At 73.1% G+C, this 23,192-nt stretch carries 18 protein-coding genes, 1 tRNA gene and 1 pseudogene; 6 read left to right on the forward strand and 14 right to left on the reverse strand.

Annotated features, from left to right (window positions below; all coding sequences use genetic code 11):
- From AB0K65_RS26570 to AB0K65_RS26590, 5 genes are all read right to left on the reverse strand, one after another.
- Nucleotides 1–1,187 (reverse strand): endonuclease/exonuclease/phosphatase family protein (locus tag AB0K65_RS26570; RefSeq protein ID WP_365720738.1); only part of this gene is annotated, 1,187 nt, incomplete at its 3' end.
- A 532-nt stretch (nt 1,188–1,719) separates the two neighbouring features.
- Complete coding sequence (locus AB0K65_RS26575; protein ID WP_365720740.1) at nt 1,720–3,111, reverse strand: Cys-Gln thioester bond-forming surface protein; 1,392 nt, start codon at nt 3,109–3,111, stop codon at nt 1,720–1,722.
- 272 nt (nt 3,112–3,383) lie between these two features.
- Nucleotides 3,384–3,914: a single-stranded DNA-binding protein gene (locus AB0K65_RS26580; RefSeq protein WP_365720742.1), complete on the reverse strand. Its 531-nt coding sequence runs from the start codon at nt 3,912–3,914 to the stop codon at nt 3,384–3,386.
- Between the two features lie 136 nt (nt 3,915–4,050).
- Nucleotides 4,051–5,835 carry a GTPase gene (locus AB0K65_RS26585; RefSeq protein WP_365720744.1) on the reverse strand — a complete coding sequence of 595 codons (1,785 nt, stop codon included), beginning with the start codon at nt 5,833–5,835 and terminating at the stop codon, nt 4,051–4,053.
- Nucleotides 5,832–7,472 (reverse strand): dynamin family protein, encoded by a 1,641-nt coding sequence (locus tag AB0K65_RS26590; RefSeq protein WP_365720746.1) that lies wholly within the window; start codon nt 7,470–7,472, stop codon nt 5,832–5,834. Before AB0K65_RS26590 ends, AB0K65_RS26585 begins: the two co-directional genes overlap by 4 nt.
- Before the next feature lie 293 nt (nt 7,473–7,765).
- On the opposite strand from AB0K65_RS26590, the gene AB0K65_RS26595 reads away from it, so the two are divergent.
- The 4 genes from AB0K65_RS26595 to AB0K65_RS26610 all read left to right on the forward strand — a co-directional run bounded on the left by AB0K65_RS26595 (nt 7,766) and on the right by AB0K65_RS26610 (nt 9,567).
- A tRNA-Arg gene (locus AB0K65_RS26595) sits at nt 7,766–7,838 on the forward strand.
- A gap of 238 nt (nt 7,839–8,076) precedes the next feature.
- Nucleotides 8,077–8,487 carry a Rid family hydrolase gene (locus AB0K65_RS26600; RefSeq protein WP_365720748.1) on the forward strand — a complete coding sequence of 137 codons (411 nt, stop codon included), beginning with the start codon at nt 8,077–8,079 and terminating at the stop codon, nt 8,485–8,487.
- Between the two features lie 222 nt (nt 8,488–8,709).
- The gene (locus AB0K65_RS26605) at nt 8,710–9,195 is read left to right on the forward strand and encodes an Imm21 family immunity protein (protein ID WP_365720750.1); all 486 of its coding nucleotides are present in this window, start codon (nt 8,710–8,712) and stop codon (nt 9,193–9,195) included.
- Nucleotides 9,196–9,231: 36 nt separating this feature from the next.
- Complete coding sequence (locus AB0K65_RS26610) at nt 9,232–9,567, forward strand: hypothetical protein (protein ID WP_365720752.1); 336 nt, start codon at nt 9,232–9,234, stop codon at nt 9,565–9,567.
- 284 nt (nt 9,568–9,851) lie between these two features.
- Here the strand turns inward: AB0K65_RS26610 and AB0K65_RS26615 are convergent, their stop codons facing one another.
- From AB0K65_RS26615 to AB0K65_RS26645, 7 genes and pseudogenes are all read right to left on the reverse strand, one after another.
- The gene (locus AB0K65_RS26615; RefSeq protein ID WP_365720754.1) at nt 9,852–12,119 is read right to left on the reverse strand and encodes a hypothetical protein; all 2,268 of its coding nucleotides are present in this window, start codon (nt 12,117–12,119) and stop codon (nt 9,852–9,854) included.
- 119 nt (nt 12,120–12,238) lie between these two features.
- Complete coding sequence (gene metG / locus AB0K65_RS26620) at nt 12,239–13,963, reverse strand: methionine--tRNA ligase (RefSeq protein ID WP_365720756.1); 1,725 nt, start codon at nt 13,961–13,963, stop codon at nt 12,239–12,241.
- Between the two features lie 309 nt (nt 13,964–14,272).
- Nucleotides 14,273–14,476: pseudogene (locus tag AB0K65_RS26625) on the reverse strand (alpha-hydroxy-acid oxidizing protein); the annotation flags it as partial.
- 242 nt (nt 14,477–14,718) lie between these two features.
- Nucleotides 14,719–15,072, reverse strand: coding sequence for a fluoride efflux transporter CrcB (crcB, locus tag AB0K65_RS26630; RefSeq protein ID WP_365720758.1), 354 nt, complete (start codon nt 15,070–15,072; stop codon nt 14,719–14,721).
- Entirely contained in the window at nt 15,069–15,416 is a 348-nt protein-coding gene (locus AB0K65_RS26635; RefSeq protein WP_365720760.1) for a DUF190 domain-containing protein, read from the reverse strand. Before AB0K65_RS26635 ends, crcB begins: the two co-directional genes overlap by 4 nt.
- Nucleotides 15,413–15,823: a CrcB family protein gene (locus AB0K65_RS26640; RefSeq protein WP_365720762.1), complete on the reverse strand. Its 411-nt coding sequence runs from the start codon at nt 15,821–15,823 to the stop codon at nt 15,413–15,415. Before AB0K65_RS26640 ends, AB0K65_RS26635 begins: the two co-directional genes overlap by 4 nt.
- Nucleotides 15,824–15,902: 79 nt before the next feature.
- Nucleotides 15,903–16,595, reverse strand: coding sequence for a DsbA family protein (locus tag AB0K65_RS26645; protein ID WP_365720764.1), 693 nt, complete (start codon nt 16,593–16,595; stop codon nt 15,903–15,905).
- A gap of 178 nt (nt 16,596–16,773) precedes the next feature.
- Here AB0K65_RS26645 and AB0K65_RS26650 point away from each other — a divergent pair, with 178 nt between their 5' ends.
- The gene (locus AB0K65_RS26650) at nt 16,774–17,868 is read left to right on the forward strand and encodes an LLM class flavin-dependent oxidoreductase (protein ID WP_365720766.1); all 1,095 of its coding nucleotides are present in this window, start codon (nt 16,774–16,776) and stop codon (nt 17,866–17,868) included.
- A 483-nt stretch (nt 17,869–18,351) separates the two neighbouring features.
- A complete protein-coding gene (locus AB0K65_RS26655; RefSeq protein WP_365720790.1) occupies nt 18,352–19,554 on the forward strand; it encodes a transposase in 1,203 nt (400 codons plus the stop codon).
- Nucleotides 19,555–19,863: 309 nt separating this feature from the next.
- On the opposite strand, the gene AB0K65_RS26660 is transcribed toward AB0K65_RS26655, so the two are convergent.
- Together AB0K65_RS26660 and AB0K65_RS26665 are read right to left on the reverse strand one after the other, a co-directional pair.
- Nucleotides 19,864–21,834 (reverse strand): GAF domain-containing protein, encoded by a 1,971-nt coding sequence (locus AB0K65_RS26660; protein WP_365720768.1) that lies wholly within the window; start codon nt 21,832–21,834, stop codon nt 19,864–19,866.
- A gap of 270 nt (nt 21,835–22,104) precedes the next feature.
- On the reverse strand, nt 22,105–23,115 hold the full coding sequence (locus AB0K65_RS26665; RefSeq protein WP_365720770.1) for an NADPH:quinone reductase: 1,011 nt from the start codon (nt 23,113–23,115) through the stop codon (nt 22,105–22,107).
- Between the last annotated feature and the right edge of the window lie 77 nt (nt 23,116–23,192).

Consider the following 23,192-nt stretch of genomic DNA (forward strand, 5'->3'; position numbering starts at 1 on the left):
TCGTAGGTCTGCCAGCCGGTGGCGGCCTGGACACGGGTGCTGCCGGAGTACGTGCCGTTGACGGGGTTCGCCGGGTAGCGCCACAGGGAGCCCGCGGTGTCGACCGCGACGAGGGCGTCCCCGTCGCGGGCTATGTGCTCCATGCCGTTCCATCCGGTGCCGACCTTGCAGGCACCGGCCACGGTCGCGTCGGCGCGGCCCGCGTACCTCATGAGCGCGCCCTTGGCGTCCCGGCGGAAGACCGCGCCGGCGTCGGCGGCGGACGGCCCGCAGTCCGCCCAGTACGCGGCGCCCCGGAGCGGCTTGTGGTCGGAGACGAGGGTGTCCTGGGGGAGGACGTCGGCCTGGGCGCTCTTGAAGTGGGAGGCCGAGAGGAAGACGTAGTCGATCTTCGTGGTGTTGAAGGTCGGCTCGCCGCTGCGGCAGTGCGTACGGCCGTCCGCGCACGGGACGGCGACGAAGTGGTCGCTGTCCGTCTCGTCGGCTTCGATGAAGCTTCCCCAGCCGCCGTCGTCGATGGCGGGGGCGTAGAAGTACGAGGCCATCTTCGAGCGGGGGCCGCCGTTGAAGTCACCGCCGAGCACCACCGGGATTCCGGCGGCCTGCCACTCCTCGGCCTGCGCGGCGAGCTTGGCGGCCTCCTGCTCGCGCAGCGTGGCCTCGTTCCAGTAGAGGTGGACGGAGCAGGCCCAGTTGGCGCGGTTCTGCGTGTACGTCTTCACGCAGGGCACCGTGATGGGCTCGCGCTCGCCGCCCACGGTCAGGTCGAGCACCTTGGTCTCGGTGATCGGGCCCTTGACGAGGACCGCGTTGCCGTAGTCGGCGCCCCCGCAGACGGCGGAATTGCCACCCGGAAGGGCCGTGGCGAAGTGGCCCTGGAAGCCGTACGCCGCGAGGCGCTGGCGGATCGCGTCGAACTGCGGGCGGCACACCTCCTGGAGATGGAGCTGATCGGCGTTCCAGGTGGCGCCGGTCGCCTCGGCGACGACGCTGTCGACCCGGCGCTGGTTGCTGTACCCCTTCCCGTCGCTGCAGACGTTGCCGCAGATGTTGTAGCTGAGGAAGCGCAGGGGCGGGGCGTCCGCGCCGCCGACGCTGTCGGCCTGCGCGGTGGGCGCGAACGTCAGGGTGGCGAGGGCACTGCCGAGCAGGGCTGCGGCGGCGCCGAGCGCCTTGCGAAGTCTCACGTGGTGCTCCTGAGAGAGAGGGAGAAGGAGGAGAGGCCGAAAGGCACGGGGCCGTAGGCAGTAAGCAGAAGGCAGTAAGCGCAGTAGGCAGGGAGCGGAAGGGAGGAAGCGGGAAGCCGGGGGCCGCTCGGAATCGGCTGCGACCCGGGCGGCTCCGCCGGGGAGCGTGTCCGACGACGGGCGCGCTCCGGGCGCGTCGCCTGGCGCAGGCGGTATGAGGCGGCCCTCCGGGCGCAGCTGGTCCTGGGGCACCGGCCCGTCGCCGGACGCGGACCGGGCGCCGGACACGGAGACCGGGCGCCGGGCGCAAGCAGGGCGCCCGAGGCAGGCCGGGCGCCGGACGCAAGCCGGGCGCCGGACGTGAACGGGGTGCCGGACGCAGACCGGGCGCCGGACACAGGCCCGTCGTGCGGCGCCCCGCGCGTCGCTCGCCACCGCCACACGACGGCGACGGCCCCGGTGCGCTGTCCGCGCCTCCGGGGCCGTCGGTGACGGGGTCTCCCGCGTCACTCACCGTTCATCGTCGTACTGCCTACTGGCCGGCCGTGTTCTTCTTGCGGAGGAAGAAGACCGCGCCGCCGCCCAGGACCACGAGGAGCGCGGCGATGCCGGCGATCATCGGGGTGGCGTTGGAGCTGCCGGTCTCGGCCAGGTCGCCCGAGCCGCCGGTGGAGGAGCCGCCGGTGGTGCCCGCCGGGGTGCTCGGGGAGGGCTCGGTGGACGGGGTCTCCGACGGGGCCGGGCCCGGCGTGGCCGTCTTGCAGTCGAAGACGCCCTTGAAGTTCTTCTTGAAGTTCGGGCCGGTGATCGTGAAGTCGTACGCCTGGTCCTCGGCGAGCGGGACGGTCACGGTCTCGGACTTGCCGGCGCCGATCGTGACCTTCTTGCCCGCGAGCTCGAAGGTGAAGTCCTCGTCGCCCTCGTTGGAGGCGGTGACGTCGAGGCCGCCCTTGGCGCAGTTCTTCACGGCGGAGACGGCCGGGATCGCACCCTTCTTCGCCCAGGACGCGGAGGCCTTGGCGCTGACGGTGGACTTGCTCGTGCCGGCCAGGATCAGGGTCTGGCTCTTCACCTTGGTGGAGACGAAGGCGCGGCCGATCGGGACCGTCGTGTCGGCCTGGACGGTCAGCTCGGCCGCGCCTTCGGCGGAGCCGGCCGGGACGTCGAAGAAGACCTGGCCGCCGTTGGCGACCTCGGTGACGGCCTTGCCGTCCTTGTCGACCAGCTTGACGCCCTCGGGCGCGCCGGGGACGAGGGAGACGGCGGCCGAGGCGGCGTTGGTGTTCACCGTGATCGGGCCGAGGCGCTCGCCGGGCTTGCCGGCGACGGACGACGGGGAGAGGGTGAGGGATGCCTTGGGCTCCGCCAGGTTCTGCGCGCTCTTCTCGAGGTAGTCGGTGAGCGCAGCGGCGTTCGCGTCCTTCGGCACCGCGTTGATGTTGTCGGAGAACTGCCAGATCGCGGCCTGGGTGGCGGCGGCGGCGGTCTGCTCGGTGAGGCTCGCGACGCCGGCCTTCTTGGCGAGGTCGGCCAGGTCGTTCTTCTGCGGGTACGAGTTCTGCAGGATCCAGCGGATCTTGCCGGCGTTCTCGTTGTCGTGCAGGGAGGACTGGTCCCAGCCGACCTCCTTGTACTCCTCACCCTTCAGGGCCTTCGTGTGGAAGTCGATGCAGTAGGTCTGCAGCGCCCCACCGGGGGTGACCTGCATCTCGAACAGGCCGGCGTTGTACTCGCCCTTGCCCTCGATGGTCACCTTGTCGAAGACGGCGAGGCTGCCGAGCGTCGCGGTCGCGCCGCCCGTGCTCTGCGGACCCTCGTCGGCCATCGCCGGGCCGGCGACGGCTATCGCACCCACGGCGACCAGGCCGGAGGCCACGGTCGCGGCGGCAAGGCGGGCTGCGCCGCGCCTCAGAACTGAAGACATGTTTTCCCCTCCGGGCGAGCTGCTCCGCACCGTGTGTCACGACGCGTGGGGGGAGCGCTTCGCCAGCAGACTCACAGACCCAACTGACTCAAGGCCGGACTCGCGTGCAGACTCAAGTCCCGTATGAGTACCCGCGCATCCTAGGGACGGGGAAGAGCTCGCTGCCCTTCCGTACGGTCTGATAACCATTCCGTCTCGGAATCGTTATCACCGAGGCCCGATTCGGGTGGATGCTCAGGTCACGGTGTCGACATATCCCCCACAACTCCTGGTCAGAGGACGGGTTCCAGGACCTGGCCGACCTGCGGGGGGCCGTCGGCGGACGGGCGGACGGGCGTGGCCGCCGGGTCCTGCTCCTGCGCCGAAGGGGCCTGCGGAGTCTCCCACGGGTCGCGGGGCGCACCGGAGATGCCGTTCTCCTGGCGTTCCGTCAGACGCGGTTCGCCCTTCATCACGCGCCGGAACGCCGCCGTGCCCCGTGACAGATCGTGACCGACCGCGACCGCGTCGACGTCCACGAACGTCTTCCGCTGACCGTCCCGTTCCTCCTCACGCACCCTCAAGCGGCCGTGCACCAGCAGCGGTTCGCCGACCGCGACCGAGGCGGCGAGATTGGCGCCCAGGGCCCGCCAGGCGAAGACGGTGTAGAAGCTGGTGTGCCCGTCGGCCCACACGCCGCGCTCCCTGTCCCAGCGGCGGGCCGTCACGGCGAAGCGGAACCTCGCCACCCCGCCCGTCGCGGTCTCCCGGTACTCCACGCTCGTCGCCACGTTCCCGACCAGCGTCACCGTCGTCTCGTTCATGACTCACTCCCCCTGCGTCCACTCGGCCTGTCGTCGTGTCACCAGGCTTCCGTGACAGGGCGGATACCGCTGCCGGCTGTGGACGGCCGCGCAACCGGGGGAAACGTCATCACCCGAGAGGGTGAACCGGGGGGGTTCACCTCACCCGCGCGCCGGGCCGCGTCCCTCCCCACCGGGCTCCGCCGAGCCGCGAGACACGCGCACCCGACCGCGTCCCCGACACCGTGACGTACTGCTCGCGCACCTCCCGGTAGCGCATCAGCTCCGCCGAGATCGGGTCGAGCACCCGGGCCCGCCCGCAGGCGGCCGCCGCCTCGCGCAGCGTGCGCTCGGCCTCCTGTCCGTACCGCCGGGCCGGGCCCTTGACAGCGGCCGCGCACGCCCACTCCACCAGCGGGCCGCCGACGATGCCGCCGATCATGATCAGGACGGGCGGCAGGAGACCCGGTTCCACCACGCCGATGATCTGGCCGATCAGCCACAACGCCCCGGCGAACTGCAGGAACGTCATCAGCACCTGCGCCAGCACGGCGGCCGGCCACCAGGCCGGGCGGGGCGGGCGGGCCGCCGGGTCCCCGACGCCCGCCGCGAGCTCGTCGAGAGCCTCCGGCAGCCCTTCCGCCCCCCTGACCGCCGCTTCCCGCACCGCCTGTCCCCACGGCGCGGGCAGCCCCCGGGAGGCGTCGGCGGCGACGATCCGCACCGCCTGCTCCACGCGCTGGCGCGCCGTCAGCTCGTCCTCCGCGGGGAGCCGGAGGCGCGGATCGGTGGTGCCGTGGTCGCGAATCCGTTCGTACCAGCGGTAGAGCCGCAGCCACGGAGTGCCGCAGGCGCGGATGGCGTTCCGGCGCCAGACGCGCTCGGCGGCCTCACCGGCCGCGGTGGCGCCGACGGCGACGGCGAGGCGGGCCGAGAAGTCGTCCCGCGCGCGTTCCCCGAGCCCGGTGGGGCCGTCGGCGACGTACACCGGCCGGAGCCGGCCCGCCGCGGCGTCGATGTCGGCGGCGAGACGCCGCGCCGGCGCGGTCCGGTCCTGGACGAAGCGGCCGAGCAGCTCGCGCAGTTCACCGACGCCCTCCCCGGTGAGCGCCGACAGGGCGAGGACGGTGGCGCCGGGTTCGCCGTGCTCGCCGAGCGCCACTCCGTCCTCGTCGAGCAGGCGGCGCAGGTCGTCCAGGACGAGGTCGGCGGCGTCGGTGCTCAGGCGGTCGATCTGGTTGAGGACGACGAAGGTGACCTCGGCGTGGCCGGCGAGCGGGCGCAGATAGCGCTCGTGGAGGGAGGCGTCGGCGTACTTCTCGGGGTCCACGACCCAGATGACGGCGTCGACCAGGCCGAGGACGCGGTCCACCTGGTCGCGATGGGTGGTGACGGCAGAGTCGTGGTCGGGCAGGTCGATCAGGACGAGCCCCTGGAGCTCCTCGTCCCCCGCGCCGCCCGCGAGGGGGCGGCGGCGCAGGCGGCCGGGGACCGCGAGCCGGTCCAGGAGCCCGGCCGAGCCCTCGGACCAGCTGAGGGCGATGGGCGCGGCCGTGGTGGGGCGGCGCAGACCGGTCTCGGAGACGGGAACGCCGGCGAGGGCGTTGAATAGGGTGGACTTGCCGCTTCCGGTGGATCCCGCGATGGCGACGACGGTGTGCCGGGCGGAGAGCCGCTGACGCGCCGCGGCCTCGTCGAGTACGCGTCCGGCCTCGGCGAGCGTGTCGTTCTCCAGACGTGTCCGGGAGAGGCCGACCAGTTCGTGCAGGGCGTCGAGACGGATGCGCAGGGAACCGCCGTACTGCCCGCCCAGGGTCGGCAGGCCGTCCTCCTCCTCGGGGTGTTCCTGCGGCGGGAAGGGGGTGTCCTCGGCCCGTTCGGCCCCCGCCCTGCGGGCGATCAGGCCGTCGTCCCAGCGGTCGTCCACCGTGCTGCTGCTCACCGGTCCTTCTCCTTCTGCAGTACGGAGAGCGCGGCGATCAGCTCCGCCTGCGGCTCGGGGGTCACGTCGAGGGCGTCGAGGGGGGCCAGGAGCCGGTCGCGTTCGGCGTGCAGGGCGCGGTCGAGGTACGTCGTGACCAGTTCGCCGCCCTTGTCGCGCAGGCGCAGGGCGGCCTGGGCGCCGAGGAGTTCGGCGAGCCGTTCGCCGGCCGCCCGGGCGCGGCGGCCGCCGAGGAGGGCGGTGGCGAGGAGGGCGGCGACGGTGTCCGAGTCGACCCCGACGCTGCGGGCGGGGACGGAGCGGGAGGCGGCGGCGCGTTCACCGCCGCCCACCTCCTCGTCGGCCAGTTCCTCCAGTTCGCGCCGCCAGCGCCGTACGACCATGCCGATCCGCTCGCCTGCCTCGGGGTCGAGGCCGGCGAGCTCGGCGGCGCCGAGTGCCGCGGCGGCGGGTTCGCGCCGCCAGGCGTCCCGTACCCGCTCGTCGGCGGCCGCGACGGCGCAGTGGACGAGGGCGGCGAGGGATTCGGTGAGGGCGTCGAGGAGCTCTTCGGCGGAGCTGTCCCGCGGATAGGCCCGCCAGCGGGTGCGGGCGTCACCGGCGAGGACGGCGCCTCGCTGCAGCTGCCGGCGGACGCGTTCGCCCTGTTCGGTGTAGGCGGTCTCGACGGCGCCGCCGAGGCGGACGGCGGCGGCGTACTGGGCGGCGACGGCCGCGGCGAGTTCGGGGACGCGGCTGTCGAGGGAGCCGACGACGCCGGAGACGGTCCGGGCGACGGCCTGCTGGCGGGCGGCGAGGTCCTGGGCGCGGTGGGCGAGCCAGGCGCGCAGCGGGGCGACGGCGGTGTCCGGCAGCAGCCCGCTGCCTCCGCCGGTCGACTCGGGGAGTTCGGGGATGGTGAACCGGGGCACGTCGGCGAGGCCGGCCTTGTCGAGCAAGGCCTCGTACTGCCGGGAGACCTCGCCGATGACCTGGTGGGGGACGCGGTCGAGGACGGTGAGGAGGGTGACGTCGTACTCCTTCGCGGTACGGAGCAGGTGCCAGGGGACGGCGTCGGCGTACCGGGAGGCGGTCGTGACCATGACCCAGATGTCGGCGGCGCACATCAACTCGGCGGCGAGCAGGCGGTTCTCGACGACGAGTGAGTCGATGTCGGGGGCGTCGAGGAGGGCGATGCCGGGGGTGAGGGCGGAGGAGGTCTCGACGCGCAGCGCGTTGTCCTGCGCGGGTTCCTCGGCGGGGTGGTCGTCGTCCTGCTGGGGCAGCCAGACGCGGGTGAGCTGAGGGAGGACGCGCATGCCGGCGAACCAGTGGTGGTCGTCGGGGTGGCAGACGAGCACGGGCGTACGAGTGGTGGGGCGGAGCACGCCGGCCTCGCTGACCCTCCGCCCCACAAGGGAGTTGACGAGGGTGGACTTCCCGGCTCCGGTGGAGCCGCCGACGACGGCGAGGAGGGGGGCGTCGGGGTCCTTGAGCCGGGGGACGAGGTAGTCGTCGAGCTGCGCGAGCAGCTCGACACGGGTCTGCCGGGCGCGTGGGGCGCCCGGAAGGGGGAGGGGTAGACGCACGGCGGCGACACAGTCGCGCAGGGCGGAGAGTGCGTCGATCAGCTGAGGCCGTTCGTCCAAGGTCACCACATGCGAAGAATGCCCAATTTTGGAGCCTTTTTGAAGCGTATAACGGTCCTACGCGCCGACCGAACAACTGACGACACGAGCCTCAGGCATAACGAGTGCACAACACCCGGGCCAAGTGGCGCGAAAAGCGCTGCGGGAATCGCACCTGCCTGCGATTATCGTTCCGCTTCACCGAACCTCCACATCGTGCCACGCAGGTGAAGCAACCGGGCCAAGGCGATCGGAGCCCTATCCTTGACCCGGCAGGCCACGCCCCACCCACCAGGGGCTCCCGGCCACCGGGCCACCACCCGGCCCCCGTAGCTCAGTGGATAGAGCAGGTGCCTTCTAAGCACTTGGCCGCAGGTTCGAGTCCTGCCGGGGGCGCACGACGGAAGACCCTCCTTCGGGAGGGTCTTTTCGCTGGTCAGGACCGTCTCCGGCCCACGGCGGGAGTTCCTGGGGGAGAGATGGCAGGAATGGCTCGATCCGTCCGGCTGACGCGAGGCCGGGCTCGTCCCGCCGTCATCGCGTAGCGGGTCGAGGAGAAAACGGGGAGACGGGACGCACCGGGCGGGGGCACGATCTCAGCGCCGCACCATCGACGCGAAAGGACCCGGCCGCCATGGCTCGTGCCATCACCTTGATTCGCTCCGCCTCGCTCTCCGATGTCGCCGAGTACGCCTACGCGGCCACGGCACCTGCCGAGGCACGCCTGATCTTCCTGGCCGGGGCGTGTCCGCTCGACGCCGACGGCTCCACGGCGGCTATCGGGGACTACGCGGGTCAGGCAGCGAAAGCGGTCGAGAACATGCGGGTCGCTCTCCGGGACGCCGGGGCGTCGCTCCGGGACGTGATCAGCACAAGGGTCCTCGTCGCATCGGCCCGGCGCGAGGACCTGGTGGCTGCCTGGGAGGTGGTCCGGGAAGCGTTCGGTGACCACGACGTCCCCAGTACCCTGCTGGGTGTCACCGTGCTGGGCTACCGGGACCAGCTCGTCGAGATCGAGGCCGTCGCCGCCGTGCTCGATTCCTGAGCCCCGTGGCCGCCCCGTCGGAGCCGGGCGCGGCCTCGGACCTGAGGAGTCGCCGTCCTGCGGATCGTGCCGGGAACCGGCCGCTCGGCAGGGGCGAGTGACCGGGTTCCGTGCCGCAGGACAACCGGTACGGCAGAAGGGCCAGGCCACGACCGAGCCCCTCTGGTTCGGCAGCACGACCCCGCCCCACACCTGTCAGAGACGGGTGTGATGATCCGTCCCATGGCTACCTGGCTCGACCGCACCGACTTCGCCCGCTACGCGCTCATCCCGGAGGAACTCCTTCCGGCATGGGAAGGGAACGAGGCGGACGACGTGATCGACGAGTACGTCTCGGCCCTGCGGATCGCCGGCCGCGACATCCTGACGCTCGGCGCCGAGCCCCTGTCCGTCACCTGGCTCGCCGAGCCCCTCACGTTCGCACGCTGGTGCCACGCCGACGACGACACGGGACTGCTGTCCGCCGTCCGCGCCGCCACGACAGCCGACGGCTGGAAGGACGTCCTCTCCCTCGAACTCGCGGGGCGGTACGTCCTCGCCGACGCCGCCTACGAGGCCGGCAGGATCCTCGGCTCCCTGAAGGACGCCCGGCAGCGGGCGGAGGCGCTCCGCGTCGAACTGTCACCAGGCCGCTATCGCGTCCAGTCGCTGATCATCGATCCCGACCCCAGGACACGGTTCATGCTGGAACGGCTACTGCCCGAATGAGTGGTCACCAGCCTCCGTCGCTGCGAGGATCCGTCCATGGACGACTACGCGTGGCCCACGGGCCCCAACGGGCCGGCGCCGCAGGTTCTTCGGCGCGGCTGGGCGGCCACCGTCGAGGCTCTGCCCGTCGGCTCCCGAGTCACCGGAGAAGTCGACGGGCGGCGGCGTTTCGGGGCCTTCCTCTCCCTCGACGGCTTCCCCGAGGCCGTGGCCTCGGCCGAGATCACCGCCATGCCGCCGGAGATGGAGCTGCCGGCTCCCGGGGCTCGCGTCGAGGGCGAGGCCGTGCCGCACGCCGGGCACGACCGTCAGGTGAGGGTCGAGCTCCACGGGTGGGCGACGCCTGATGCGCTCGGCACCGGTGACGCGTGATGCCGGACGAGACGGTTCCCCTCTGTCCTCTGTGCGACCGGCGACTGACGGCCGGAGCGTTCGTTCTGTGCCCGCGGGACGATGACGACACGCAGACCTGCCGTGTGGTCTGGGGGTGTTCCGAAGAGCATGTCTGGTGGAAGTGGGCCGATCGCCCCGGCGGCCCGCTGGAGCCGTGCCCCCATCCGGACCTGTTCGGCGCATGAGCTGCCGGGAGCGGCCGGCGGAAGACCCTCCTTCGGGAGAGCCTTCCGCGGACCGCTGCGGCGCTCACGGATGTCCGCTCAGGGCGCCGTCTCGCTGCTGAACGCGGTGAGGAGCGCCCTGGCACGGTTCCGGAAGGCTTCGTCCTGGTGGATGACGCGGTTCTCGACGCCCGAGCGGACCACGCGGGCGTCGCCGTCGGCAAGGACCGCGAGCCGGCGCAGGTGGTCGCCGTTCAGGGCGGTGGCTCCCAGGGCTTCCAGCGCCTCGCAGGCGCCCGCCGGATCGGCGCCCGACTCGGCGGAGGTGAGGGCGGTCGCGGCGAGCGCGGCGTGGTCCAGAGCCGCGGGGTCCGCGACGGCGATCAGGGCCGGCACCACGGCCGACGCCTGCACCGGATCGTCGAGGGCCGCCTCCAGTCTGGCGGTGAGCGGGCGAGCGGCCGGGCCCAGGAGGGCGGTCGCCCGAGCGGCCCGCGCCACCGACCAGCGGGTCCACGGGCTCCGCGCGGCACGGTCGAAGACCGAACCGAGGACGGTGACCGAGGGGCCGGGGTCCCCCGTGACGCGCCACAGAGCAACCGCGAGGGCCGTGTCCGTGTCCAAGGCGGGCGTGGTGTCCTCGTCCGGGCCGCTGAGCGCCTCACGCAGGAGTGGCGCCAGGACCGCTCCCCTGGAGCCGAGTTCCGCGGCGATCCGCGCCGCATCGCGCGGGTCTCGGCCGCCCCGGCCGAGTTCCTGTTCCAGGCATCGCAGCAGCGGCTCGGGATCGTCCGTGAGGTCGTACAAGGCCTTCGCCGCCGGCAGGGACCCCTCTCGGGCCGCCTCCCGCAGGGCGGCGACGGCCACGTCGCGATCCGGCCGAGCGCAGTCGGCCGCCACCGACACGAGGGCGCGCGGGGCCTGGCCGGGAAGGTGTCGCACCGCTGCGCACAGTTCGGGCAGCGCCGCCGCCGCCTCGGCGCCCCACCCGGCCAACAGAGCGGTCAGCTGCCAGGGTTCGTTGCCGCTGAGTTCCCCGGGCCGCGAGAGGCGGGAGCGAACGGCGTCGAGAAGCTCGCCGTCGTACGGGAAGGCCGGGCTTTCCGCGTCCCACAGCCGGGTGGCCGCGTCGAGGGCGCGCGGGCGGCGCCCGAGGCCGGCGGCGAGGAGCGGGGCGGCCCGCGTGGGCGCGACGAGCGCGAGCGCGGCCAGAGCACGGTCGGCGTGATCGTCCTCCCGGTCCGGGTTCCGTCCGGCGAGCGGGGCGAGAACGGCCGCCGCCGGTTCGGCGGCGCCGGCGAGCCGTCCCAGGAGGGACGCCATGCCGATCACCGACTCGTCGTCGACAGCCGCCGCGCACAAGCCCTCCGCCAACCGCCGTGGGGCACCGCGCGAGAGCATGCAGGCGCGGTCGGCCGCCCACAGGCCTTCGGCCCTGACCTCGGCCCGGTCGTCCCGCAGGGCGGCGTCGACCAGGGCGAAGGCCGCCTCTCGATCCGGCTCGAGGTCGCGGGCCAGGAGGGCTTCGACGACGGCGGCCAGCGGCTCGCCGCGAGCGAGGTCGAAGTCGGAGCGCAAGGAGTCGGCGGGCAGGAGCGACACCATCGTCGCGTGCAGGGACTCGGTCCACGAAGCGCCCGCGTCGAGACGGGCGAAGAGGGCGGCCAACCGCACCACAGCGGGCTCGGAGGGCTCTTGGTCGTGTCCGGAGAGTCTCGCCTGGGCCGCGGTGTCCGGTGCGCCCGATCGCCGCGTCGTCGCCGGTCGCCATGGCTCCGCCCTTGGGGCGGACGCCGATGCCTTCCGGACGCTCCCCAGCACGGACGCCGCCTCGGCCGCTCCTCGCCGCCGGTCGAGCCGGGCGATCCCGGCCAGGACCTCGGCCCGGACGGCGGGCTCGGTCTCCTCCGCCCAGCGGGCGAGCAGTTCGGGCAGGGCGGTGTCCGTGCCGCGGGTGTGCGAGACCGCCCAGGCGGCGGTCCGACGGACGACCGGCTCGGCATCGGCCAGCAGCGGCAGAAGCAGCTCCAGCTGCTCGGCCACGGCCGCCCGCACCGCACCCGGTGCCACGCCGTACTCGTCCTCGCTCTCCGCCATGCCGCCGAGCAGCCCCAGAACGTCGGCCGTACGGTGACCGGCAGCCGCGGCCCTGGCGAGGAACGGCGCGGCGGCGGCGCTGGCGGTGTAGACCGTTCCCTGGTGGAGCACGCACCCGTACAGCTCCGACAACGCTTCGTCCGCCTCGCCCGGGTCCGTACCCGCCAGTGCCCGTAGCAGGCCGGGGACGTCCTCCGCGGTGCCGTACGCGTGGGAGAAGGAGGCCCAGGGGAAGGTGTCCAGGCCGTCGAGCGGGTGTGCGAGATCCATGGGGAGCATGATGGCAGCCGCCCCTGACAGAGCCTCCCCGGCGCCGGCCGCGAGGCCCGCGCCACCCACGAGGCCCGCGCCACCCACCCGGTACGGCCGTCAGGACCCCGGTACGGCCGTCAGGACCCCGTGGCGTCGCCGAAGCGGGCGCGGTAGGCGGTCAGGGACTCGTCGGTGATCTTGGCGAAGAGGACCGGGGGGACCGTGAAGGGCGTGCCGGGCGGGAGGGTGGTCAGGGAGGCGGCCTGGTCGGCGGTCACCCAGGTCGCGGTGTCGTCCGGGAGGGCGAAGGCGCCGCGCAGGGCGGCGGCCGTGGCCGGGATGACCGGTTCCGAGACGATCGCGTACAGGTGGATCAGGTTCATCGCGGTGCGCAGGGTCAGGGCGGCGCCGTCCGGGTCGGTCCTGATCTCCAGCCAGGGCGCCTTCTCCTCCAGGTAGGAGTTGCCCGCGGACCACAGGGCGCGCAGGGCGGCGGCGGCCTTGCGGAACTGGAGCGCCTCCGTCTGCTCCTCGTACTCCGCGAGCAGGCGGGCGATCTCCGCGCCCAGCTTCGCCTCCGCGTCGCCGGCGGCGCGGCCCGCCGGGACCTCGTCGCCGAACCGCTTGCGGGAGAAGGACAGCACCCGGTTGACGAAGTTGCCCAGGGTGTCGGCCAGGTCCTTGTTCACCGTGGCCGTGAAGTGCTCCCAGGTGAAGGAGGAGTCGTCCGACTCGGGAGCGTTGGCGATCAGGAAGTAGCGCCAGTAGTCGGCGGGAAGGATCTCCAGGGCCGCGTCCGTGAAGACGCCGCGCCTCTGCGAGGTGGAGAACTTGCCGCCGTAGAAGGTCAGCCAGTTGAAGCCCTTGACGACGTCGGCCTTCTTCCACGGCTCCCGTACGCCGATCTCGGTCGCCGGGAACATCACCGTGTGGAAGGGGACGTTGTCCTTCGCCATGAACTGGGTGTAGCGGACGGTGTCGTCGGCCTCGTACCACCACGACCTCCAGTCGCGGCTCTCACCGTCGGGGGCGGCGTCCGCCCACTCCTTCGTGGCGCCGATGTACTCGATCGGGGCGTCGAACCAGACGTAGAAGACCTTGCCCTCGGCGGCGAGTTCCGGCCAGGTGTCGGCCGGGACCGGCACGCCCCAGTCCAGGTCGCGGGTGATGGCGCGGTCGTTCAGGCCCTCGGTCAGCCACTTGCGGGCGATCGACGTCGACAGCTGCGGCCACTGGTCGCAGACGGTGGCCATCCACTCCTCGACCTCGTCCTGGAGCTTGGACTGGAGCAGGAAGAGGTGCTTGGTCTCGCGGATCTCCAGGTCCGTGGAGCCGCTGATCGCCGAGCGCGGGCCGAGCAGGTCCGTCGGATCCAGGACGCGCGTGCAGTTCTCGCACTGGTCGCCCCGGGCCCTGTCGTAGCCGCAGTGCGGGCAGGTGCCCTCGACGTAGCGGTCCGGCAGGAAGCGGCCGTCGGCCGGTGAGTACACCTGGCGGATCGCCCGCTCCTCGATGAAGCCGTTCTCGTGCAGCCGGCGCGCGAAGTGCTGGGTGATCTCGGCGTTCTGCGGCGAGGAGCTGCGGCCGAAGTGGTCGAAAGCGAGGCCGAACCCGTCGTACTCGGCCTTCTGCGCGTCGTGCGCCTGCGCGCAGAAGGCGGCGACGGAGAGCCCGGCCTCCTTCGCGGCCAGTTCGGCCGGTGTGCCGTGCTCGTCGGTGGCGCAGATGAAGAGGACGTCGTGGCCGCGCCGGCGCAGGTACCGGGAGTACACGTCCGCCGGGAGCATCGACCCGACCATGTTGCCCAGGTGCTTGATCCCGTTGATGTAGGGAAGCGCGCTGGTCACCAGGTGTCGAGCCATCCTCGGATGCTCCTTCTCGTAGGCAGGGCGCCCATGGCGATGCCACGGCGGGCCCGGGTCGGGAGACGGCGGCCGGCGCGATCGCCACGATCGCTCGCCGACGTCACGCGGGGTGACGGAACGGGGCCGCGAGCCACCGCGATCGTAGCGAACCGGGGTCGTGCGGGCTCGCGGGTTTTCCGGCCCCCGGGCCGCTGACGAGGGGCGTCACAGCGGCGTCCGCGATCCCGCCCGGCTCAGCCGCCTGGCGTCCGGGACCCGCTCACCCTGCGGTGGTCCGCCGGGACGTCTGCACCGCGCGGACTCGGTGAGGTCCTCCCGGGTCAGCGTCGCCGGCCCGGCGTGGCCCGAGAGGGCCAGGGTCAGGTCGAGTTCGGCGAGGAGGCAGCGCGGGACGTGGTCGACGCCCGCCTGACCGTCGAGGGCGAGGCCGTAGGCGTAGGGGCGGCCGACGAGGACTCCGGAGGCGCCGAGCGCCAGGGCCTTGGCGATGTCGGCGCCCGTGCGGACGCCGCCCGTCGTGCGGACGCCGCCCGTGGGTTCCGCGCCCGAGGGGCGCCCCCGGCCCCACCCTGCCATCGGAGCGCGCCGTTGCCACCGGCCGGGAGTGCACCTGTCTCGAGCGGACACCCGCGGCTAGGGACGCTCGCCAGGCGGAGGAGCGTCCTCGTACGGGGCGTACTCGGGACGTTCCCGGCAACGCGGCGAGCGGGCGTGCCGGGCGGCGCGGGGCAGGCGGGACTCTCGCAACTGCCCTAGAGCAGGGTGGCCGCCCCGGTTCCCAGCCAGACGGCCGCGAGTCCGGCGGCCACGCTCCCGCCGACGTTGGCCGCGGCGTATCCGCGCGCCCCGCTCTCGTACAGCCTCAGGCTCTCGTACGAGAAGGTGGAGTACGTCGTCAGCGCCCCGCACAGGCCCGTGCCGAGCAGCAGGTGGGCCCGGGCCGAGGTGACGCCGGTGAGCAGGCCGAGGACGAAGGAGCCGACGACGTTCACCGTGAAGGTGCCCCAGGGGAAGAGCGAGTCGTGGCGCGACTGGACGGCCCGGTCGGTCAGATAGCGCAGGGGCGCGCCGACGGCTCCGCCGGCGAGGACGAGGAGCCAGTTCACCTCCGCCGCTCCCGGCCGCCGTAGCGGATGACCTCGCAGTCGTCGAGCATGACGAGTGCGTCGCCCACCAGCGCGTCGAGATGCGGCAGGAACGCCCGGATCCGCTCTTCGGTGTCCACGAGCACGATCGCGACCGGCAGGTCCTCGCTCAGCGAGAGCAGCCGTGTGGTGTGCACGAGGGAGGAGGCGCCGTAACCCTCCACGCCGCGGAACACGGAGGCTCCGGCGAGACCGCTCTCGTGTGCCCGGTGCACGATCTCGGAGTACAGCGGCCGGTGGTGCCAGACGTCGCTCTCCCCGACCAGGATCGTCACGCGCAGGGCCCTGCCCGCCGGTCTCGTCATCGCGGTCTCCTCACCAGCACGCCACGGGCCGCCGTGGTCGCGGCCCAGACGGCGGTCAGTGCCACGATCGCCGTCGATCCCAGATAGAGGATGCCCCGCGCCGCGTCCCCGGCGCTCAACAGGCGCTGCGTGTCGAGCGCGTACGTGGAGAAGGTGGTGAAGCCGCCGAGGATCCCCGTGCCGAGGAAGGGGCGCAGGAGGCGGTGGGGCGGCGCCCCGGCCTCGGTGAGGAGGACCATGAGCGCGCCGATCGCCGCGCAGCCGGACGCGTTCACGGCGAGGACCGTCCACGGGAAGGCGCCGGGCGGGGTGGGCCAGGCCAGCACCGCGGCATAGCGGGCGGCCGCGCCGAGGGCGCCGCCGGCCGCGACGGCCGCGACGACCGGCAGCTGCCCGCGCGTTCCCATGGCGGCAGGTTAGGGCCTGTCGGGCCGTGTCGGGGGAGGCGCCTCCTCGGGGCCGGCCCGTCGTCCCCGCGCTTAGCCGTCAGCCGGTCAGGGAGTCGAGCAGGGTGGTCGCCCAGCCGGCGTCGTAGTGGTCGAGGCGGGGGAAGCCGCCGTCGTAGAGGTCGCCGGTGAAGACGTAGGTGGCGCCCGGGTTGTGCGCGGTGTAGCCGCCGGGGGCGAAGAAGTGCGGGCTGCCCTGGATGTGGGGGCCCCGCGCCTCGTGCCACTGCTCGTAGACCTCGCGCCGGCCCGCCCCCTGGGACAGGGCCTTCTCCAAAGCGCCGGCGTCGACGTCGGGGCACTCCTCGGCGATGTCGAGGATGACGGAGTGGACGGATATGCAGCGGTGTTCGGTGTAGAAGGCGCGGCGCAGGCCGGCGTCGAGCTGGTCGGAGCCGCGCAGACCGCCCGCTTCGGGTGCCTTGGCGGCCTGGACGGCCTCGAGGGCGGGCAGGATGCTCGACGGGTACTCCCACAGGGGCGCGTTCCAGAGCCGCCAGCCCAGTTCGGGGCGGTGGGCGCCGAGCATGACGATCTCCGCGTCGACGATGTGCTTGGGCGTGGGCTGGCGGTTGAACAGCTCCAGCGGGAAGGCGCGGTGGTCGATGAGGAGGTCCTGGCCGCGTTCGGCGGCGGTGGCCCGCAGGGTGTTCAGGGCGAGCGAGGCCCAGGGGCAGCCGATGTCCGACCAGGCGGTGACGACGGGCTGTGTGGCTTCTCGTACGGGTGTCATGGCCGTGAGCGTGGGCATCGGGGGGCGGGGCGTCCAGCCCGCGCCGAAGACTTCGTCACCATGACCGACGGGCGGCGGGGCGCCACCGGAAGGCTTTCCGGATAAGTTTCCGTTTCTGCCGGAGGTCGTGCAGTATGGGGAGGACGGACCTTGCTGGGGCGGCTTGGAGTGTTGTGTCATGCAGTTCGGAATCTTCACCGTCGGGGACAGGACCACCGATCCCACCGACGGCACCACGCCGGGTGAGTACGAGCGCATCAAGGCGATGGTCACCATCGCCCGCAAGGCGGAGGAGGTCGGACTGGACGTCTTCGCGACGGGCGAGCACCACAACCCGCCGTTCGTGCCGTCCTCCCCGACGACGCTCCTCGGCCACATCGCGGCCCGCACGGAGCGGCTGATCCTGTCGACGTCCACGACGCTGATCACCACCAACGACCCGGTGAAGATCGCCGAGGACTTCGCCATGCTCCAGCACCTGGCGGACGGCCGGGTGGACCTGATGATGGGGCGCGGCAACACCGGCCCGGTCTACCCGTGGTTCGGCCAGGACATCCGCCAGGGCATCCCGCTCGCCGTCGAGAACTACGCCCTGCTGCACCGGCTGTGGCGGGAGGACGTGGTGAACTGGGAGGGCCGGTTCCGTACGGCGCTCCAGGGCTTCACCTCGACGCCCCGCCCGCTGGACGGCGTCCCGCCGTTCGTCTGGCACGGCTCGATCCGCTCCCCCGAGATCGCCGAGCAGGCGGCCTACTACGGCGACGGGTTCTTCGCCAACCACATCTTCTGGCCCAAGGAGCACACGGCCAAGATGGTCGGGCTCTACCGGCGGCGGTACGCGCACTACGGCCACGGAACGCCGGAGCAGGCGATCGTCGGCCTGGGCGGCCATGTCTTCATGCGGAAGAACTCGCAGGACGCCGTACGGGAGTTCCGGCCCTACTTCGACAACGCGCCGGTCTACGGCCACGGGCCGTCCCTGGAGGAGTACACGCGCGAGACGCCGCTCACGGTCGGCTCCCCCCAGGAGGTGATCGAACGGACGTTGTCCTTCCGGGAGTACGTGGGCGACTACCAGCGGCAGTTGTTCCTGGTGGACAGCGGCGGCCTGCCGCTGAAGACGGTCCTGGAACAGCTCGACCTGCTCGGTGAGGAGGTGGTCCCGGTGCTGCGCAAGGAGATGGAGAGCATGCGGCCCGCCGACGTGCCCGAGGGGCCGACGCACGCGGCCCGGGTGGCCCGGCGCGACGCCGAGGCGGCGGCGCGCGCGTAGGAGCGGCGGCACGGGCGTGGGGCGGTGGGCGGGTGTGCGCCGCCCACCACGTAAGCGAGACGGACAGGCGCGGCTCCTGGCCTGGGGCATTAACCAGGAGCCGGCCCGTTCCGCCTCGTCCTGCGATGGTCGGGCCGCGTTCCACCCTGGTCAAAGCGGGGTCCGGGAGTCTGTCAGATCACCCGCGCGCCGGTTTGAAACCGGGTGACGCGATTGTGGCCGGACCTCGCCCCCTGGTGGTCCGGCCACACCTCTCTCCCCTGCCGGACGGTGTCCGGACCCCTGTACGTCACCCGGGAAGCCGCCCCCGGTGGTCCGACCACCATCCGGCGGCCCAGACGGGTGCCGGGTACACCTCGCCCCCGGTGGGCCCCGGACGAGACGGTGTGAGGGCAGCTGGAGGGAGCTGCGAAACCGTCGGGCAGGAGTGTCGTGAGTTCATCCGTCGCAACCAAGCGCAGGACCGTTCTCGATTCACTGGGGATCCAGCACCGCACCGGACTCGGGCCGCACTCGGCGCCGTACCGGACCGCGGTGGCCGACGATGTCTACGACGAGCTCTGTGCCACGCTCTTCTCGGGGTTTCCCCGGCGCGATCAGCGTCTGAAGGCAGAGCAGTACCTTCGGGGTCTGCTGACCGCACAGGGCCGCAAGTCGATACGTAACATCGCCGCACAGATCGGTGGCGCGGCCGCCGAGCAGAGTCTGCACCATTTCATTTCGAGCTCCACCTGGGACTGGCGGCCGATGCGAGCCGCACTCGCCGGTTTCCTGGAGCAGAACAGCTGCCCACAGGCGTGGGTGGTCCGTTCGATGCCGATACCGAAGGCCGGCGAGCACTCGGTCGGCGTCGACCGCCGCTTCGACCCGGAGCGGGGGCAGGTGTTCCGCGGCCAGCAGGCGTTCGGGGTGTGGTTCGCCGCCGAGGAACTGAGCGTGCCGGTCAACTGGCGGCTCTTCCTGCCCGACCCCTGGGTCAAGGACCGGACCCGGCGTGACCGCGCCGAGGTCCCCGAGGGGGCGGGCGAGGAGACCCTGGAGGAGTGCGCGGTCGCCGCCGCGCTCGACACCGCGCGCTGGCAGGACGTGACCCGCAAGCCGCTGCTGCTCGACATCCGCGGCGGGGCGGGGCGGGCGGCCCTGAACCGGCTGGCCGGGGCGGGGGTGCCCGTGGTCGCCAGGATCAGCGCGACGTGCCGGCTCTCGGTAGCGGACCGGGCGTTGCCCGGCTTCGGTGCCGGGCCGCTGCCGGCCCAGCAGATCCTCGAGTCGCTCAAGGGGCTGCGCCGTCCGGTCGGCTGGCTGGACACCGCTTCCGGCACCCGGACCTCGCGGACCTCGCTGGCGACGGTGGTACGGGTCGCCCTGCCGGCGCCCGCGGGGGAGCGGATGCGGCCCCTGCTGCTGCTGGGCGAGTGGGATGACCCGAGGCGGCCTCCGAGCCGGCTCTGGATCACCGATCTGACCGGTTCGACGGTCGGGACACTGCTGCGTCTGACGAAGCTGTCCCGGCGGGTGGAGCGGGACTTCGCCCAGGTCGGGGAGGGTGCGGGCCTGCGGGACTTCGTGGGCCGCTCGTTCCGCGGCTGGCACCGTCACATCACGCTGGCCTCGGCCGCCCACGCGGCGACCGTCCTGGCGACGGACTGGGACGCCGCGTTCGAACCGGGCCGCTCGGCGAGCTGACCGGGACCGGGCGAGCCGTCCCGGGGGCCGGCCTCGCCGGGGGGCCTGGCCGGCCCCACGGGCCCGCACACGATGCGGACCAGCGCATCCGGCGAGCGCACCCGCGGACCCGCGCAACCCCGTGGGCGCACCCCGCGCGCCGCGCTGGGACGGGCACCCGGACCCCCAGCGGTCCGGGCACCCCGTGGCCGAGCCGCCTGCGGCGGCTCGGGCATCCCGTCCCCGCGCGACCGGCGCACCCGGCGGCACACTCGCTCGCGATCCCGTGCGGGGCCCGCGCCCCGCACGGCCCGGCAGTCCCCGGTCCGCCTACGGCGTCGCGCGGTCCCGGTCCTGTGCCGAGGGGCGGGCGGGGTCCGTGCCGCGCTGGCGGGCCAGGACGTCCCGGGTGCGCTGGAGGCGCAGCGCCAGCTGCACCTCCAGGACCTGGCCGGGCTTCTGCCACTCGGCGCCGAGGAGTTCCCCGATCCGCTCCAGCCGGCGCGAGACCGTGTTCGGATGGACATGGAGCTCTTCCGCGGCGTTCGTCGGGCTCGCGCCCGACGCGAAGTACGCCTCCAGGGTGCGCGTCAGATCCGTGAACCGCTCGGCGTCGTAGTCCAGGACGGGGCCTATGGCCGACTCGATGAAGCCGTCGACGTCGTGGTCGTCGGAGAGCAGGAGCCCCAGGAAGCCGAGATCCTGCACGGACGCGGCCGATCCCGAGCCGCCCAGCGCGCTCATCGCGTCCAGGCAGCGCGTCGCCTCCAGGTACATGCGCGCCGCGCTGTCGGGGCTCCAGCCGGGGCCGGCCGCACCGACCGAGACCGGGTGCCCGAGCAGCGGGGACAGCTCGCCGGACACCGCCTGGGCTGCCGCCGAGGCGTCGATCCCCGGCAGGAGCAGGACGATGCAGCCGCCCTGGACGGTCTTCAGACCGGACATGCGGTAGGCGTACGAGGACGCCCACACCACCGCGCGCCCCTGCTCACCGCCCTCGGGCCGGGCCACGACGAGGACGTGGGGTTTGCGCAGGTCGATGCCGAGGCGGCGGGCGCGCTGCACGATCTGCTGCGGGGCGTGCTGCGGATCGGCGAGGAGGTCGTCGAGGAGCTCGTCGCGCACGGGGCCCTCGGCGACGGCCGTGGAACGCTGCATCAGGAGCAGGAACGCGACCGACTGGGCGGCGAGTTCGAGCAGCCGCTCGTCCTCGCCGGTCAGACCGGTGGCCGTGCGGATCACCAGCACGCCGAGGTCCTCGGAGCCCGCGATGACCGGGGCCACCCAGGTGTTGTCACCGGTGACGACGGGCCGGCGGCCCGCGTGCGCGTCCAGCGAGGCCTTCGCCACCGACTCCTCGTCGAGGCCGGGGATGTCCCCGCCGGAGGCGAGGCTGCGCCCGCCGGGGTCCCGGATCATGACGGTGCCGTCGAGGGCGTCCCCCGCCGCCTTCGCCACGTTGCACAGGTCCCCGCCCGACAGGACGAGGTTCATGATCCGGCTGTGGGCCTCGCTGACGTGCCGCATCCGGGTCAGGCTGGTGCGGGCCCGCGAGCTGTCCAGCTCCAGTTCGGTGACCTCGGCCCGGGTCTGGTCGAGCAGTCCGGCCTTCTCGATGGCGACGGCGGCCAGGTCGGCCAGCGAGGACATCAGCCCGATCTCGTCCGGGGTGTAGTGGCGGACCCGGCGGTCGGCCCCGTACAGCGCGCCGACGGTCGTCTCCCCGCTGCGCAGGGGCACGGCCATGATGGCGTGCAGCCCCTCCGCCCGTACGACCTCGTCGATCACCTCGGCGTGCGAGAAGCGGTCGTCCTCCAGGTAGTCGGCGCTCCAGGCCGGTTCGCCGTGGGCGTGCGCCTCGCCGCCGAGTCCGTGGCCGTCGAGGACCCGCAGGCCGGAGGTCAGGCCGGTCAGGGAGCCCTCGGTGGTGTGGATGTAGGACGAGCCGCCGGCGGTGCGGAGACTGACGTACGCCATGTCGAAGTCGAGCAGCCGCCGCGCCCTGCGGGTGATGACCCGCAGCAGGCTGTCGAGGTCGTACGGGAAGGTCAGGTCCCGTGCGGTGTCGACCAGGGCGGCGAGTCCGGCCTCGCGCTGCTCGCGGCGGCTGAAGGAGGTGCTGATACCGGTGGCGAGCTGAACGGCTCGTTCCAGCCTTGCCAGTTCGCCCTCCGGCATGCCGGAACGGCGGGCGTCCCTCAGCAGCGCCTCGAAGCGGCCTGGTGGTGCGTGCTGAGCCAGCAGCTCGAGGACGGCGAGCGCGTCGGTGCCCCCGCCCCCGTCCGCGCCGTGCATGGACATCGTCCCCAACCCCCGTTGTTGGAAGAAACCGGGGACTCCGGAGAGTACCCGTACCGCTGGCCGAAACTAATTCGGTCCGGGGGTACGGTCAACGGTGAGGTCGGCCACTTCATTCCCGGCCAGGGGTGGGGAGTTGTGTCCGGGCGCGCCGCCCCGGGCGGGAAGAAGCCCCCGGTGGGGGGCGCGAGGGGCGGCGGCCGGTGCGCGGGGAGCCGTGCGGGCGCGGCCGGGGACGCGCCACCGCCGGGTTCGGACCGGGGACCGGTCGGCTCAGGCGCCGGAACGGCCTGTTGAGGACGAGTCCGGTGCCGGGCGGAGCACGATGCGGCTGCCGTGCGGGCCGTGCGTCTCGATCCTGCGGTGGACCTCCGCGGCCTCGCTCAGCGGGCGGACCTCGATTTCACGCGGCCGCAACAGGCCCGCCACGAGAAGCCGGTTGATGGTCGCGGCGGCCTCGGCCAGCTCGGCGGTGGTCGCGTGCGAGATGACGAAGCCGGCGATCGAGCCGTCCTTCATGTACAGCCGCCCGGCCGGGAGGACGGGTTCGGTACGGGCGCCCGCCAGGAGCACGATCCGGCCGCGCCGGGCGAGCAGGTCCACGCTGTGGGTGAGGTCGTTGGTGCCCGACGCGTCGAGGTAGGCGTCGACGCCGTCCGGAGCGGCCTTGCCGATCAGTTCGTACACGCCGGGGTCGGTGTAGTCGAAGACCTCGCAGGCGCCCAGGGAGGCGACGTAGGCCGCGTCCCGCTGCCGCGCCGTGGCGATCACGCGCGCGCCGGCCCAGGCGGCGAGGACGACCATCGCGCTGCCCACGTTGCCGGCCGCGCCCGCCACCACGACGGTCTCCCCGGCCCTGACCCGGCCGTGGGTGAACAGGCCGAGGTACGCGGTGGCCGCCGGGTGGACCACGGCGACGGCCATCTCCGGGTCGACGCCGTCAGGGAGCCGGTAGAGCCGGTCGGCGGGGACCGCGGCCCGCTCGGCGGCCGCGCCCTGACGCCCCTCGTGGCCCAGGCTGTTGCACCACACCAGATCGCCGGTGGTGAATCCGGTGGCTCCGGTTCCGCTATCGGCGACCCGGCCGACGAGGTCGCGGCCGATCACGAAGGGAAAGGGCAGCGGCGTACGGAAGAGTCCGGAGCGGACGAACGTGTCGACGGGATTGACGGTCGTGGCCAGCACGTCGACGAGAACGTCCGTGGGACCGGGCCGGGGGTCGGCCAGTTCTCCGTAATGAATCGCGTCCGGCGGTCCGAGCTCTTCGATGTAGGCAGCGCGCATGCTACGGATAGTCGCAGAGTGCTCATCCGTTTTCCGCCGGGTGACCCATGATCTGTCAACTCGGTCCGAAACGAGCG

It is taken from the genome of Streptomyces sp. NPDC053755 (assembly GCF_040677675.1).
Classification (GTDB): domain Bacteria; phylum Actinomycetota; class Actinomycetes; order Streptomycetales; family Streptomycetaceae; genus Streptomyces.

Excerpts from the sequence above, each read along its gene's own strand:
- AB0K65_RS26640 (WP_365720762.1), bottom strand. The coding sequence starts at position 15,823 with ATGGGAACGCGCGGGCAGCTGCCGGTCGTCGCGGCCGTCGCGGCCGGC.
- metG (WP_365720756.1), bottom strand. The coding sequence starts at position 13,963 with ATGGCTCGACACCTGGTGACCAGCGCGCTTCCCTACATCAACGGGATC.
- AB0K65_RS26575 (WP_365720740.1), bottom strand. The coding sequence starts at position 3,111 with ATGTCTTCAGTTCTGAGGCGCGGCGCAGCCCGCCTTGCCGCCGCGACC.
- AB0K65_RS26665 (WP_365720770.1), bottom strand. The coding sequence starts at position 23,115 with ATGCGCGCTGCCTACATCGAAGAGCTCGGACCGCCGGACGCGATTCAT.
- AB0K65_RS26615 (WP_365720754.1), bottom strand. The coding sequence starts at position 12,119 with ATGGATCTCGCACACCCGCTCGACGGCCTGGACACCTTCCCCTGGGCC.
- AB0K65_RS26605 (WP_365720750.1), top strand. The coding sequence starts at position 8,710 with ATGGCTACCTGGCTCGACCGCACCGACTTCGCCCGCTACGCGCTCATC.
- AB0K65_RS26580 (WP_365720742.1), bottom strand. The coding sequence starts at position 3,914 with ATGAACGAGACGACGGTGACGCTGGTCGGGAACGTGGCGACGAGCGTG.
- AB0K65_RS26650 (WP_365720766.1), top strand. The coding sequence starts at position 16,774 with ATGCAGTTCGGAATCTTCACCGTCGGGGACAGGACCACCGATCCCACC.
- AB0K65_RS26600 (WP_365720748.1), top strand. The coding sequence starts at position 8,077 with ATGGCTCGTGCCATCACCTTGATTCGCTCCGCCTCGCTCTCCGATGTC.
- AB0K65_RS26610 (WP_365720752.1), top strand. The coding sequence starts at position 9,232 with ATGGACGACTACGCGTGGCCCACGGGCCCCAACGGGCCGGCGCCGCAG.
- AB0K65_RS26635 (WP_365720760.1), bottom strand. The coding sequence starts at position 15,416 with ATGACGAGACCGGCGGGCAGGGCCCTGCGCGTGACGATCCTGGTCGGG.
- AB0K65_RS26645 (WP_365720764.1), bottom strand. The coding sequence starts at position 16,595 with ATGACACCCGTACGAGAAGCCACACAGCCCGTCGTCACCGCCTGGTCG.
- AB0K65_RS26660 (WP_365720768.1), bottom strand. The coding sequence starts at position 21,834 with ATGTCCATGCACGGCGCGGACGGGGGCGGGGGCACCGACGCGCTCGCC.